Here is a 13581-nt window from a genome sequence, read left to right as displayed (position 1 = left end):
CGCCGGACCGTGCGGCCTCAAGCCTCAAGCCTCAAGCCTCAAGCCTCAGGCCTCAGGCCTCAGCCCAGCTTGAGCGCGGCGTCGGTGGCCGAGCGCACCTCGTCCAGCAGGGCCTGGTCCTGGTTCAGGCTGCGCCCGAACGAGGGCACCAGCGCCTCGAGCACCGGACGCCACTGCTCCTGCTTGGCCGGGAAGCAGCGCTCCAGCAGGGTGAGCATGATCGGCGCCGCCGTCGAGGCACCCGGGGAGGCGCCCAGCAGGCCGCTGATCGAGCCGTCGGCGTGGCTGACCACCTCGGTGCCGAACTGGAGGACACCGCCGAAGCGGCCCTTGCGCTTCATCACCTGGACGCGCTGGCCGGCGGTGATCAGCTCCCAGTCGGAGCTGTCGGCCGCGGGGTAGAACTCCCGCAGGGTGCCGTCCTTCCGGTCCCGGGACTTCAGCACCTCGGTCACCAGGTACTTGGTGAGGTCCATGTTGTCCTTGGCCACGTCCAGCATGGTGGTCAGGTTGTGGGCGCGCACCGAGCGGGGCAGGTCCAGGTAGGAGCCGGTCTTGAGGAAGTTCGTGGAGAACCCGGCGTAGGGGCCGAACAGCAGCGAGCGCCGCCCGTTGACGAACCGGGTGTCCAGGTGCGGCACGGACATCGGCGGGGCGCCGACGGCGGCCTGGCCGTACACCTTGGCCATGTGCCGGTTCACGGTGGCCTCGTCCGTGCAGCGCAGGAACTGCCCGGACACCGGGAAGCCGCCGTAGCCCCTGATCTCCGGGATCCCGGAGTGCTGCAGCAGGCTCAGGGCACCGCCGCCGGCACCCACGAACACGAAGCGCGCGCGGTCCACCAGCTCGGTGTCGGCCGCCGTGTTCCGGACGGTCACCTCCCAGCGGCCGTCCGTGCCGCGGGACAGGCCCGTGACCCGGTGGCCGAAGCGCACCTCGGCACCGCGGGCCGCCAGGCTCGTCACGAGCTGGCGGGTGAGGGAGCCGAAGTCGACGTCCGTGCCTCCGGGGTGGCGGGAGGCGGCCAGGCGGCCGCCGGGCTCGCGCCCATCCATCAGCAGGGGCGCCCAGTCACGGATGCGGTCCGGGTCCTCCGTGTGCTCCATCTGCGCGAACAGCGGCTCCGCTGAGAGTGCCTCGTAGCGGGCGCGCAGGTAGTCGGCGTGGGCGTCTCCCCACACGAACGACATGTGCGGCAGCGGGTTGATGAAGTTCTTCGGGTCCGTCAGGGTGCCGTCCTGCACCAGGGAGGACCAGAACTGCCGGGACACCCAGAACTGCTCGTTGATGGCCACGGCCTTGGCGGTGGAGACCCGGCCGTCGCCGCCCATCGGTGCGTAGTTGAGCTCGCAGAGCGCCGCGTGGCCGGTGCCGGCGTTGTTCCACGGGTCCGAGGACTCCAGGCCTGCCTGGTCCAGCGACTCGTACAGGGCGATCGACCAGGTCGGCTCGAGCCGCTGGAGCAGGGCACCGAGGGTGGCGCTCATGATGCCGCCGCCGATCAGGACGACGTCATGGGTGGTGGAGGAGGTGGGGGACACGGTCTGCTCCTGGTCTCGACATTGAGTGCGTCTCAGCGGTGGTCCACGGCGGTGGGCCGGTGTGTCGTGCGCCCCGGGCTTCGCGTGGCCCGGAGGCCGGCGCCTTGGGCGCCCACTCTACTACCGGGCCGCGCACGGCCCAGGCTCAGCGGTCGGTGAGGTGGATGTGGGCGAACGGCTCGTCCAGCTGCGGGGACGTGGGGTAGGAGATGACCCTGCGCCCGGTGGCCAGCGCGGAGATCGGGTAGGCCAGCGGCAGGGCCGGCAGGTCGATCGCCATCGCGGCCACCACGGCGCGGAACAGCTCGCCCCGGCGGTCGTCGTCGGGCTCGGCGGCCGCCGCGCGTAGGTTCTGGCGCACCCGCGGGTTGTCGTACCCGGTCTCGGTCTGCCACGAGCCCACGAACGGCTCGAGGAAGGCGTGCGGGTCCCGGTAGACGCCGTGCCGGCCCATCAAGTGCAGGGCGCGGGTGGGGCGGGCGAGCACCGCGGCGAGGTAGTCCTCGTCCCCGGGCACCGGCACGGGGGCGACGGCGATCCCCACCTCGCCCAGCTCGGCGGCCACCATGGCGTACACCCGCTCCGGCTCGGGCAGGGCCGGGGAGGCGCAGTCCACGGGGTAGAGGAACTCGAGGGGCCGGCCGTCGTAGCCGGCGAGGTCGAGCAGCTGGCGGGCGCGGTCGCGGTTGGGCTCGTGCCGGCGGGCGTCCTCGTTGCGGGCCCCCAGGGCGGGCGGGACGAGGTCCTCGGCGGCGGAGGTGCCCTGTAGGAACACGTCCGAGGCGGCCAGGCGGCCGCGGTCCACGGCGTGGGCGATCGCCTCGCGCACGTACTGGCGCCCCACCACGGGGTGCCCGAGGTTCATGCCTAGGTACAGCACGGACAGCGGGTCGCGGGGGAGCACCTGGGTGCCGGACTCCACCAGCGGGCGCAGCTGGGCGGGGGAGACGACGTCGATCACGTCCGCCCGGTCCCGCCGCAGCTCTCGCAGACGGGTGGCGGCCCGGCCCCAGGCGCGCACAGCCACGGCGCCGGCCTCGGGGGCGGGGCCGCGGTGGCGCCCGTTGACGACGAGCATCGTGGTGGCCCCCGGGGAGGTCAGTGCGGCGGCGAGCTCGGCGGCCTCCTCGGGCTGGGCCCAGCGGTAGGGGCCCGTGCCCAGGGGGGTGACGACGGCGACCCCGTCCTCCTGCTGAGTGCGGGTCCAGGAGCCGGGGGCGGCGATGCCGAACGCGGGCGAGCTCAGCGCCGCAGGGAGGTGACGCAGTCGGCGGCGTAGGCGCAGCACCACGGTGCGGGAGTCGGAGGCCTCCGCGGAGGCGAAGGCGGTGCCGGTCTGCCCGGCGTGGCCGCCGAACGCGGCGGCGAACGGGGAGGGGAGCGCTGCGGCGGGTGTGCCGGGCTGGGGTGTCTGGGCCCACCGGCGGATGTTGGCCACCACGGCGGCTGCGTCACAGGCGCTGCCGTCGCTGAACTCCAGGCCCTCGCGCAGGGTGAAGGTGTGGACCAGTCCGTTCCCGGACTCGGCATGGTCGGCCAGCCCGGGCACGGGGGAACCGGTGTCCGGGTCCACGGCGAGCAGGGGCTCGAGCACCTGCCGGATCACCCGCTGGGACTCCACATCCCAGGCGTGCAACGGGTCGCGGGTGAGCGGTCGGCCCGGGACGCCCACCACGAGGGTGCGAGACGCCGGGGGCGTTCCGGCGGAGGAGGAGGCCGCCGTCGTCGTCATGCCGGGCGAGGTGGGGGCCTCGTCCGGCGCGGAGCATCCGGCCAAGCCAGCGCCGAGGCCGGCCAGCCCCGTGCTCAGCAGGAGGCGTCGACTGACCTGCATGGGCTCCTCCAGGTTCGGTGGGGCTGCTCAGTGAGAGCGGGGGGTGGGGCGCTGGGGATGGAGCGCTGGGGCGGCCTGGCGGGGCCGCCCCGAGGGGTGCGGGCGGGGGGACTCGAACCCCCACGTCCAGGACACTGGAACCTAAATCCAGCGCGTCTACCAGTTCCGCCACGCCCGCGTGCCCCGCGCACGGGGCGAGTCCCGATCCTATCCCGACGCGCGGGTGGGCGGGGCGTGCCGGATCAGTTCTCGATGCCGAGGGCGGCGCGCAGGCGTCCCACGTGCCCGGTGGCCTTGACGTTGTACTGGGCCAGGGTCACGCGGCCGTCGGGGCCGACCACCACGGTGGAGCGGATCAGGCCCTCGTAGGTGCGCCCGTAGTTCTTCTTCTCCCCCCACGCGCCGTAGGCCTCCGCCACGGCGTGGTCCTCGTCCGAGAGCAGCGGGAAGGTCAGGGACTCCTTCTCGGCGAAGCGGATGAGCTTGCCGATCGGGTCCGGGGAGATGCCCAGCACGCGGTAGCCGGCGGCCATCAGGGAGGCCAGGCTGTCCCGGAAGTCGCAGGCCTGAGTGGTGCACCCGGGGGTGGAAGCGGCAGGGTAGAAGTAGACGATCGTGCTGCTGCCGGCCGCATCGCGCAGGGACACGGGCCGGCCGTCCTGGTCCTGCAGGGTGAAGTCGGGGGCGAGGTCGCCGGGGGCGAGACGCCGGGGAACGGAGGTGTCGGTCATGGCCCCACACTAGGCCGTGGCGTCGGCTGGGCGCACGGGAGGACCTCCGGGAGAGGAATCGCAGGCGAGAACGCCGCAGGCCCCCTCACCACTGGGGGCAAGGGGGCCTGCATCTGGTGCACCCCCCGGGACTTGAACCCGGAACCTGCTGATTAAGAGTCAGATGCTCTGCCAATTGAGCTAGAGGTGCAGGTGCCGCGTGGCGTTCCGGTGGTTCTCCGGTGCGCCGTGCAACGAGGAGAAACTCTAGCAGGGTGTTTCGCCCAGATGCAAATCGGGGCCACCACGGCCTCCCTCCGGGCCACTCCGGGCCCTCCGCTGAAGGTCTCAGCCGTCCGCTGGAGCTGTGCCCTCGGCCGTGGCGATCGGCGCCGTCGGCTCGGCGTAGAGACGGTCCAGCTCGTCCATGAACGCCGTCATGAACTGGTGGAAGTCCGGGGCGTCGGTGGATTGGTCCAGGTGGGCGGTGCCGTCCTCCGTCTGCGCGCCCACGGGCACCACGGCGTGCTCGGTCACCTCGAACCAGGTGCGGAACCCGGTGACGGTCTCCACCTGGTAGCCGGAGCCGGTGTCCGCGAGGGTGGCCACATTGTCCAGGGCCACGCTCACCGGCGGAGCCGGGGTCTGGCCGGGCTCGGGCGAGAGCTCCAGCGGGCACAGGACCATCTCGAGCGGCGCATGCCGGTAGCCGATGACCAGCGGCGCTGAACCCCCCGAGGGCTGCCCGTACACGACGTTGTAGTCGCCGTGGTTGAAGACCCGGGCGTCGAAGTCCGACCGGAGCCGGCGCTGCAGGGTGGGGGAGTCCATGCCGGCCACCGTACGCGCCCGGCCTGCACGGCGGCAGATCTGAGAAGCGGGCCACCGCAGGGCACCCCTGCCCCCTCGACCATGCGGCCCGCCGCATGCTGCAGCTCCTCGGGCGGCTGGGCCCGGACCCGGAGCCCGGAATCCCGACATCCGTCGACCAGGAGTGGAGGGCCCCCGGCACCGGCCCCATACTGGTTCCCATCCCGAGGCCACAGATTCCCCTCCGAGGCCCGGGCTCCCCAGAGAGCCGGGCTTCCCGGAGAGCTGGGCTTCCCAGAGGGCTCGGTTCCCCGGGCATCGGAGGCCGGGTTCCCACCTCCGGTCCAGCCACTCCCGGCCCGCTCCGAGCTCCCGCCCCTGCCGTGCCCGGTGAGCCTGGCCCAGGGCCCGGCCCCCGCGACCGGGCCGCAGCGAACCGACCGCAAGCGAGGTGCACCATGATCACGACCCCCCGAGCTTCCGGCACGGCTCGTCCCGAAACCGTCGAGCCCCGCGTCCCCGGGCCCGCCACGGTCGTCCCGCCCACCCGCATGACCGGCTCGGCGGCGATCGTGCGCTCGCTCGAGGAACTGGGGGTCACTGACGTCTTCGGTCTGCCTGGCGGGGCCATCCTGCCCACCTATGACCCGTTGCTGGACTCCGCGCGCATCCGCCACGTGCTGGTGCGTCACGAGCAGGCCGCCGGGCATGCCGCCCAGGGCTACTATCTGGCCACCGGCCGCCCCGGTGTGGCCATCGCGACCTCCGGTCCCGGGGCCACCAACCTGGTGACGGCGATCGCCGACGCCCACATGGACTCCCAGGCTGTCGTGGTCATCACCGGGCAGGTCGGCTCCTCCCTGATGGGCTCGGACGCCTTCCAGGAGGCGGACATCGTGGGTGTGACCATGCCGGTGTCCAAGCACTCCCGGCTCGTTGCCCGTGCTGAGGACATCCCGCGGGCGCTCGCGGAGGCCTTCCACATCGCCACCACGGGGCGGCCTGGCCCGGTGCTCGTGGACATCACCAAGGACGCCCAGCAGCAGGAGGCCGACTTCGTCTGGCCCCCTCGGCTGGATCTTCCCGGGTATCACCCGGTGGTGCACGGTCACCCGCGCCAGGTGCGAGCGGCCGCGCAGCTGATCCGCGCGTCTCGGCGTCCGGTGTTCTACGTGGGCGGCGGGGTGGCCCGCGGGGATGCCGCCCTAGAGCTGCGCGAGCTCGTGGAGCTGGTGGGCGCGCCCGTGGTCACCACCCTCACGGCCCGCGGGGTGTTCCCGGACTCCCACCGCCAGCACCTGGGCATGCCCGGCATGCACGGGTCGGTGCCGGCGGTGGCCGCGCTCCAGCAGGCGGACCTGCTGATCGCACTCGGGGCCCGGTTCGACGAGCGCGTCACCGGGGATCTGGGCTCCTTCGCCCCGGGCGCGAAGGTCATCCACGTGGACGTGGACCCGGCTGAGATCTCCAAGAATCGGCTCGCGGACGTGCCCATCGTCGGCTCTGTCAAGGAGGTCCTCCCGGCGCTGGCGGCCGAGCTGCGCGGCACGGGCTGGGAGCCGGCCGCAACGGATCTGGGCCCCTGGTGGGCCGCGCTCGACAGGCTCCGGCAGACCTACCCTCTGGGCTGGACGCCCACCGACGACGGCCTGCTCGCACCCCAGAAGGTGATCTCCCGCCTCGCAGAGCTGTCCGGGCCGGAGGCCGTCTACGCCACGGGTGTGGGTCAGCACCAGATGTGGGCCAGTCAGTTTCTCTGCCATGAGCATCCGCGCCGGTGGATCACCTCGGCGGGGCTGGGCACAATGGGGTTCGCGGTGCCTGCGGCCATGGGCGCGAAGGTGGCCCAGCCGGAGCGGACCGTGTGGGCCATCGACGGTGACGGCTGCTTCCAGATGACCAACCAGGAACTGGCGACCTGTGTGATCGAGGGCATTCCGATCAAGGTCGCGGTGATCAACAACTCCTCGCTGGGCATGGTGCGGCAGTGGCAGACCCTCTTCTACGAGGGGCGCTACTCGAACACGGACCTGAACACCGGCCACGGCACGCGACGCGTCCCGGACTTCGTGAAGCTCGCCGATGCCTACGGGGCGGTGGGTCTGCGCTGTGAGCACGAGGAGGATCTGGATGCGACGATCTGCGAGGCGCTGGCGGTCACGGACCGCCCGGTGGTGGTGGACTTCGTGGTCTCGCAGGATGCGATGGTCTGGCCGATGGTGCCGGCCGGCGTCGGCAACGATGCCCTTCAGATCGCCCGCGGCATGACCCCCGACTGGGACACGGAAGGCTGAGGAAGGGAGCGCGAATGGACCATCACACCCTGTCCGTCCTCGTCGAGGACGTGCCCGGCACCCTCACCCGGGTGGCCGGCCTGTTCGCCCGCCGCGCGTTCAACATCCACTCGCTCGCCGTGGGTGTCACCGAGGTGCCGGGGCTGTCCCGGATCACGGTGGTCGTTGAAGCGGACTCGCACCAGTTCGAGCAGATCACCAAGCAGCTGAACAAGCTGGTCAATGCGATCAAGGTGGTGGAGCTGGTGCCGGAGTCCTCCGTGCAGCGCGACCACCTGCTCGTCAAGGTCGGCGCGGACGCCGCCGTCCGTGCCCAGGTGGTCCAGGCCGCCGAGCTGTTCCGGGCGCACGTCGTGGACGTCTGCCCGGAATCGCTGACCTTCGAGGCGACCGGCACCCGTGACAAGCTCGCCGCGTTCCTGGAGATGATGGAGCCCTACGGCATCCGTGAGCTGGTGCGTTCGGGAACCCTCGCCCTGGCTCGCGGCCCCCGTTCCCTGACCGACCGTGCGCCGGCCCGCTGACCGGCCGGCGCTCGCAGACCCCGATCCCTTCCACGCCGAGGAGAACACCATGACCGCCCAGAAGCTCTACGACGACGCCGACCTCTCGCTCATCCAGGGCCGCACCGTGGCCGTGATCGGCTACGGCCCCCAGGGGCACGCCCAGGCCCTGTCGCTGCGGGACTCGGGGGTGGATGTGCGTGTGGGCCTGCCCGAGGACTCCTCCGACTGGGAGAGGGCCGAGGGGGAGGGGCTGCGCGTGGTGGATGTGGCCACCGCCGCCGCCGAGGCGGACCTGGTGGTCCTCCTCACCCCGGAGCAGACGCAGGCTGAGATGTACGCCCAGCACATCGCCCCGAACCTGCAGGAGGGCGACGCCCTGTTCTTCACCCACGGCTTCAGCGTGCGCTTCGGTTTCATCCAGCCGCCGGCCGGTGTGGATGTGGCCCTCGTGTCCCCCAAGGCCCCGGGCGAGGTGGTGCGCCGGGAGTTTGAGGCCGGCCGCGGTGTGCCCGCACTGATCGCGGTGGAGCAGGACGCCTCCGGTGAGGCCGAGGACCTCGCGCTGTCCTACGCCAAGGGCATCGGCGCCACCCGTGCCGGGGTCATCAGGACCACCTTCAGTGAGGAGGCCGAGTCCGGCCTGTTCGGCGAGCAGGCGGTGCTCTGCGGCGGCGTCTCCCAGCTGGTGCGGTACGGCTTCGAGACCCTCGTGGAGGCCGGCTGCCAGCCGGAGATCGCCTACCTGGAGGTGCTCCACGAGCTCAAGATGACCGTGGACCTCATGGTGGAGGGCGGCCTGGCCGGGCAGCGCGCAGCCATCTCCGACACCGCAGAGTTCGGCGGGTACGTCGGCGGTGCGCGGGTGATCTCTCCGGAGGTGAAGGAGAACATGGAGGCGGTGTTGGCCGACATCCAGGACGGCGCCTTCGCGAAGAGCTTCATGGACGACCAGGCCGCCGGCGCCCCGGAGCTCACCCGGCTGCGTGCACGGGCCGAGCAGCACCCGATCGAGTCGACCGGCCGGGAGCTGCGCCAGATGTTCTCGTGGCTCAAGCGCACGGGCGGGGGCGTTGCCGCGCGCTGAGCCGACGACGCCGCCACGCACCGCGCCCACGACGCCGCCGCGCACGGTGGTCGAGGGGTGGCGGTGACGTGGCGGCACGGGCCGGCCGGTGTGGCCGTCGTCGCTATGGGGCTGCTTCCGGGGTTCGCCCCGGCCGGAGCCGTCGTCACAGGCCGGTGAGGTGTCATCGGGCCCAGTCCAGGCCAGTAGTATTCATCTCGTCGCATAGACATGCGCCCAGCCTGGGTGTGCCGGTCGCTGCAGCGTCCGCCCCACCCGCCGACGCTCCCCAGGAGGGACCCTGTGACCACCCCCAAGCCCGTCGTCCTCATCGCCGAGGAGCTTTCGCCCGCCACCGTGGAGGCTCTCGGCCCGGACTTCGAGATCCGCCACACCGACGGCGCCGACCGCGCCCGCCTGCTCGCCGACCTGCCCGGCGCGGACGCCGTGCTCGTCCGCTCCGCCACCCAGATGGATGCCGAGGCGATCTCCGCCGCCCGCGGCCTGAAGGTCATCGCCCGCGCCGGCGTCGGCCTGGACAACGTGGACGTGCCCGCAGCCACCTCCGCCGGCGTCATGGTGGTCAACGCGCCCACCTCGAACATCGTCTCCGCCGCCGAGCTCACCTGCGGCCACATCCTCAACGCCGCCCGCAACATCGCCCCGGCCAACCGCGCCCTCAAGGCGGGGGAGTGGAAGCGCTCCAAGTACGCCGGTGTGGAGCTGTTCGAGAAGAAGCTCGGCGTGATCGGCCTCGGCCGCATCGGTGCCCTCGTAGCCGAGCGCATGAAGGCCTTCGGCATGCAGGTGCTCGCCTACGACCCCTACATCGCTGCGGCCCGCGCCCAGCAGCTCGGCGCCACCCTCGTCGAGCTCGACGAGCTGCTCGCCCAGGCGGACTTCATCACCATCCACATGCCCAAGACCCCCGAGACCCTCGGGATGATCTCGGACGACCAGTTCGCCCTCATGAAGAACACCGCCTTCGTGGTGAACGTCGCCCGCGGCGGCCTGATCGACGAGGACGCGCTCGACCGCGCCCTCGAGTCCGGGGCGATCGCCGGTGCCGGCGTAGACGTGTTCTCCTCCGAGCCCGCCACGGACCTGGCGTTCTTCCGCCACGACAACGCCGTCGTCACCCCCCACCTGGGCGCCTCCACCGCCGAGGCCCAGGAGAAGGCGGGTGTGGCCGTGGCCAAGTCCGTGCGCCTGGCCCTGGCCGGTGAGCTCGTCCCGGACGCCGTGAACGTGGCCGGCGGCATCATCCATGAGGATGTGCGCCCGGCCCTGCCCCTGGCCGAGCACCTCGGCCGTGTGCTCAGCGCCCTGGTCGGCGAGGATCCGCTGGCCGCCGTGGAGGTGGAGGTCGCCGGCGAGCTCGCCGCCCACGACGTCTCCGTCATGCGCCTGGCCGCCCTGAAGGGCGTGTTCACGGACATCGTCTCGGACCAGGTCTCCTACGTGAATGCCCCCGTCCTGGCCGAGCAGCGCGGTGTGGAGACCACCCTCACCACCACCGAGGTCTCCGAGTCCTACCGCAGCACTGTGAGCGTCAGCGCCGTCACCTCCCACGGCGTGCGCACCTCCGTGACCGGCGCCCTCACCGGCCGTCGCCAGGTGGAGAAGCTCGTGGCCGTAGACGCCTACGAGGTGGAGGTGGCTCTCACCGACCACCTGCTCGTGTTCACCTACGCAGACCGCCCCGGCGTGGTCGGCTCCCTCGGCCAGGCCCTGGGTGTGCAGGGGGTGAACATCGCCGGCATGGACGTCTCCCGTGACGACCAGAGCCAGGCGCTCGCGGTGCTCACCCTCGACGCCGGCCTGCGCCCGGGCACCGTCGAGGCCCTCGGCGACGTGATCGGCGCCTCCCGCGCCGCGGAGGTCGACCTCTCCGAGTGAGGCCCCGCGCACCCCGGCACCGCCCCCGACGCCGCTGCGGCGCGGGGGCGGTGCTGTCGCGTCGATAGTGTGGTGGGCATGCGCATCCTGATCAGCCTCGACCAGCCGGCGGACTCCCTGGGCGGGGCCCAGCAGTCCGCGGTGCTCCAGGCCGAGGAGCTCGCCCGCGCCGGGCATGAGGTGCTCTTCCTCGCCCCCGGTCCGCATCCGGGGCCCCACGCCGCAGCCACCGTGCCGATCCCCGGGGTGGGCCTGCCCGGCCAGGAGTACCGGACCGGGTCCCTCACCCGGCGTGCCGCCCGGCGCGTGAGCCGGCAGATCGACGCGCGCGGCGGCGTCGACCTCGTGCACGTCCAGGGTGACTACTGGGGGGCCGCGCATGCCCTGTTCCACGCCCGGCACCGGGGGCTTCCGGTGGTGGTGACCTTCCACAACAACCTCGCCGTGGGACTGGCCGCGGTGCTGGGCCCGGCGGCCCGGCTGGGCGTGCCTGCGGTGACGGCCGCCGTCTCCGGGGCGATGGATCACGTGCTCGGGGTGCGCCGTCGCCCGGCCCTGGACCCCTGGCGCCACCTGGGACGGATCGCCGAGCAGGCCCGGCAGGTGGTGGCCCCGAGCGCTCACTTCGCCGCGGACCTGCGCGCCCATGGGGTGGCTGAGGAGGTCACAGTGGTGGCCAACGGCGTCGCCGACCGCGTGCTGGACGGCATCGGCGCCGTGCCCCTGGCCGAACGCACCACGTTCGTGTGGTCGGGCCGGCTGAGTGCGGAGAAGCGGCCCCTGGAGTTCCTCGAGGCGGTGGCCGCCATGCGGGAGCCGGCCGCGGTGGACCTCTACGGGGACGGCCCGCTGCGCGAGCAGGTCGCCGCCGCGGTGCGCCGGCTCGGACTGGAGCACCGGGTGCGGCTGCGCGGGCGAGTGCCCTACGAGGGCATGCTCACGGCGATCGCCGGGGCGCACGCACTCGTGCAGACCTCCGTGGGGTTCGAGACCCAGGGCATGACCGTGGCCGAGGCCGTCGCCCTCGGCACCCCTGTGGTGGTGTGCGATGAACGGATCGCCGCCGAGCTGCCCGCCTCGGCACGGGTGTGGCAGGCCCCCGAACGGGGGGCGCAGGCCCTGGCGGCCGTGCTCGACGACGCCGCCGGCGCCACTGCGGGCGAGCACGGCGTGCGCGCCCCGGGCACCGCGTTCCGGCAGTCCACCCAGACCGCCGCCATGCTCGAGGTGTACGACGCCGCTTGCCGGGCCACCCGCCATTAGACTCAGGCCCGTGACCGACGACCGCGCCCCGTACTACCTGACCACTGCGATCCACTACCCCAACGGCGAGCCGCACATCGGCCATGCCTACGAGATGGTGGGCGCCGACGCCCTGGCCCGCTTCATGCGCCTGGACGGACGGGACGTGCGCTTCCTGACCGGCACGGACGAGCACGGCCAGAAGATGGCCCAGACCGCCGAGCGCGAGGGCGTCACTCCGATGGAGCTGGCCACCCGGAACTCCGGGGCCTTCAAGGCGATGGACGACCAGGTCCTGGACGTCTCCTATGACCGCTTCATCCGCACCACCGACGCCGACCACCACGCCACCGCCCAGGAGCTGTGGCGCCGCATGGAGGCCAACGGAGACATCTACCTCGACCGCTACGCCGGCTGGTACTCCGTGCGTGATGAACGCTTCTTCACCGAGGACGAGACCGAGGTCCGCGAGGACGGGCGCCGGTACGCCGTGGAGACCGGCACCGAGGTCACCTGGACGGAGGAGGAGTCCTACTTCTTCCGGCTCTCCCGCTACCAGGAGCCCCTGCTGGCGATGTACCGGGAGAACCCCGACTTCGCGGCCCCGCGCTCCCGCTTCAACGAGGTCATCCGGTTCGTGGAGGGCGGTCTGGAGGACCTATCCATCTCCCGCACCTCCTTCGACTGGGGTGTGCCCCTGCCGGAGGCCGCCGATCCGCGGGCGGAGGACGCCCAGGCCCGCCGGAATCACGTGATGTACGTGTGGGTGGACGCGCTGGCCAACTACCTCACCGGCGTCGGCTGGCCGGAGACCGACCCGGCGGCCTTCGCGCGGTACTGGCCCGCGGACGTGCACGTGATCGGCAAGGACATCTCCCGCTTCCACTGCGTGTTCTGGCCCGCGTTCCTGATGTCCGCGGGGCTCGAGCTGCCCCGGCGCGTGATGATCCACGGCTTCCTCAACAACAACGGCGAGAAGATGTCCAAGTCGCTGGGCAATGTGGTGCACCCCCGGGACTGGGTGGCCCGTTACGGCCTGGACGCGGTCCGCTTCTTCCTGCTGCGGGAGTTCCCGTTCGGCGCGGACGGCTCGTACAGCCATGAGGCCGTCGTCGGGCGCAAGAACGCGGACCTGGCGAACAACCTGGGCAACCTCGCCCAGCGCTCGCTGTCCATGGTGGCCAAGAACTGCGGTGCCGCCGTGCCGGAGCCGGGCGAGTTCACCGACGCCGACCGCGCGATCCTCGCCCAGGTGGACGCCCTCCTGGAGCGCAGCCGGGAGGCCTACGCGGTGCAGGACTTCCACGGTGCGCTGGAGGAGACCTGGCGGGTGCTCGGGGAGGTCAATGCGTACTTCGCCGACCAGGCTCCATGGGTGCTCCGAAAGACCGACGAGCCGCGCATGCGCACCGTGCTGTATGTGACGCTGCAGGCCGTGCGCCGGGTGGCGCTGCTGGTGCAGCCGGTGATGCCCGGCTCGGCCACCCGCCTGCTGGACCTGCTGGGCGTGCCCGCCGAGGGCGACGCCGGCCGCACCGGTGCCTCGGGCTCGGGCGCCCGCTCCTTCGCGGCCTTCACGGCGGACCTGGTGCCGGGCACGCCCCTGCCCGCCCCGACCGGTGTGTTCCCGCGCCACGAGGAGTCCGCAGAGTGAGACGCCGGGCCGCCTGAGGCAGCCCGGC

Annotated in this window: 10 protein-coding genes and 2 tRNA genes; 6 read left to right on the top strand and 6 right to left on the bottom strand. The window is 72.4% G+C overall.

Annotated features, from left to right (window positions below; translation table 11 throughout):
• Positions 1-59: 59 nt before the first annotated feature.
• The 6 genes from SPI96_RS07430 to SPI96_RS07405 form a co-directional block, all read right to left on the bottom strand.
• Positions 60-1541, bottom strand: coding sequence for a malate:quinone oxidoreductase (locus tag SPI96_RS07430; protein ID WP_321081730.1), 1482 nt, complete (start codon positions 1539-1541; stop codon positions 60-62).
• A 145-nt stretch (positions 1542-1686) separates the two neighbouring features.
• Positions 1687-3375 (bottom strand): ABC transporter substrate-binding protein, encoded by a 1689-nt coding sequence (locus tag SPI96_RS07425; RefSeq protein WP_321081729.1) that lies wholly within the window; start codon positions 3373-3375, stop codon positions 1687-1689.
• A 97-nt stretch (positions 3376-3472) separates the two neighbouring features.
• A tRNA-Leu gene (locus SPI96_RS07420) sits at positions 3473-3553 on the bottom strand.
• Between the two features lie 64 nt (positions 3554-3617).
• A complete protein-coding gene (gene bcp / locus SPI96_RS07415) occupies positions 3618-4106 on the bottom strand; it encodes a thioredoxin-dependent thiol peroxidase (protein ID WP_321081728.1) in 489 nt (162 codons plus the stop codon).
• 114 nt (positions 4107-4220) lie between these two features.
• Positions 4221-4296 (bottom strand) — tRNA-Lys (locus SPI96_RS07410).
• Between the two features lie 137 nt (positions 4297-4433).
• Positions 4434-4916: a hypothetical protein gene (locus tag SPI96_RS07405; protein ID WP_321081727.1), complete on the bottom strand. Its 483-nt coding sequence runs from the start codon at positions 4914-4916 to the stop codon at positions 4434-4436.
• A 437-nt stretch (positions 4917-5353) separates the two neighbouring features.
• On the opposite strand from SPI96_RS07405, the gene SPI96_RS07400 reads away from it, so the two are divergent.
• From SPI96_RS07400 to metG, 6 genes are all read left to right on the top strand, one after another.
• Positions 5354-7189: an acetolactate synthase large subunit gene (locus SPI96_RS07400; RefSeq protein ID WP_321081726.1), complete on the top strand. Its 1836-nt coding sequence runs from the start codon at positions 5354-5356 to the stop codon at positions 7187-7189.
• A 14-nt stretch (positions 7190-7203) separates the two neighbouring features.
• Positions 7204-7713: an acetolactate synthase small subunit gene (gene ilvN / locus SPI96_RS07395; RefSeq protein WP_321081725.1), complete on the top strand. Its 510-nt coding sequence runs from the start codon at positions 7204-7206 to the stop codon at positions 7711-7713.
• 49 nt (positions 7714-7762) lie between these two features.
• Entirely contained in the window at positions 7763-8779 is a 1017-nt protein-coding gene (gene ilvC, locus SPI96_RS07390; protein ID WP_321081724.1) for a ketol-acid reductoisomerase, read from the top strand.
• 282 nt (positions 8780-9061) lie between these two features.
• A complete protein-coding gene (serA, locus tag SPI96_RS07385; RefSeq protein WP_321081723.1) occupies positions 9062-10657 on the top strand; it encodes a phosphoglycerate dehydrogenase in 1596 nt (531 codons plus the stop codon).
• 78 nt (positions 10658-10735) lie between these two features.
• Positions 10736-11920, top strand: a complete 1185-nt coding sequence (locus SPI96_RS07380; RefSeq protein ID WP_321081722.1) for a glycosyltransferase — start codon at positions 10736-10738, stop codon at positions 11918-11920.
• A 10-nt stretch (positions 11921-11930) separates the two neighbouring features.
• The gene (gene metG, locus SPI96_RS07375; RefSeq protein WP_321081721.1) at positions 11931-13553 is read left to right on the top strand and encodes a methionine--tRNA ligase; all 1623 of its coding nucleotides are present in this window, start codon (positions 11931-11933) and stop codon (positions 13551-13553) included.
• Positions 13554-13581: the final 28 nt, after the last annotated feature.

This window comes from Micrococcus sp. (genome assembly GCF_034179925.1).
Taxonomy (GTDB): domain Bacteria; phylum Actinomycetota; class Actinomycetes; order Actinomycetales; family Micrococcaceae; genus Micrococcus.
Note: the sequence above shows the minus strand (reverse complement) of the source record. Positions and strands in the feature narration are given on the sequence as shown.

Coding starts and splice junctions, on each gene's coding strand:
- SPI96_RS07425 (WP_321081729.1), bottom strand. CDS start 3,375: ATGCAGGTCAGTCGACGCCTCCTGCTGAGCACGGGGCTGGCCGGCCTC.
- bcp (WP_321081728.1), bottom strand. CDS start 4,106: ATGACCGACACCTCCGTTCCCCGGCGTCTCGCCCCCGGCGACCTCGCC.
- SPI96_RS07405 (WP_321081727.1), bottom strand. CDS start 4,916: ATGGACTCCCCCACCCTGCAGCGCCGGCTCCGGTCGGACTTCGACGCC.
- SPI96_RS07400 (WP_321081726.1), top strand. CDS start 5,354: ATGATCACGACCCCCCGAGCTTCCGGCACGGCTCGTCCCGAAACCGTC.
- ilvN (WP_321081725.1), top strand. CDS start 7,204: ATGGACCATCACACCCTGTCCGTCCTCGTCGAGGACGTGCCCGGCACC.
- ilvC (WP_321081724.1), top strand. CDS start 7,763: ATGACCGCCCAGAAGCTCTACGACGACGCCGACCTCTCGCTCATCCAG.
- SPI96_RS07380 (WP_321081722.1), top strand. CDS start 10,736: ATGCGCATCCTGATCAGCCTCGACCAGCCGGCGGACTCCCTGGGCGGG.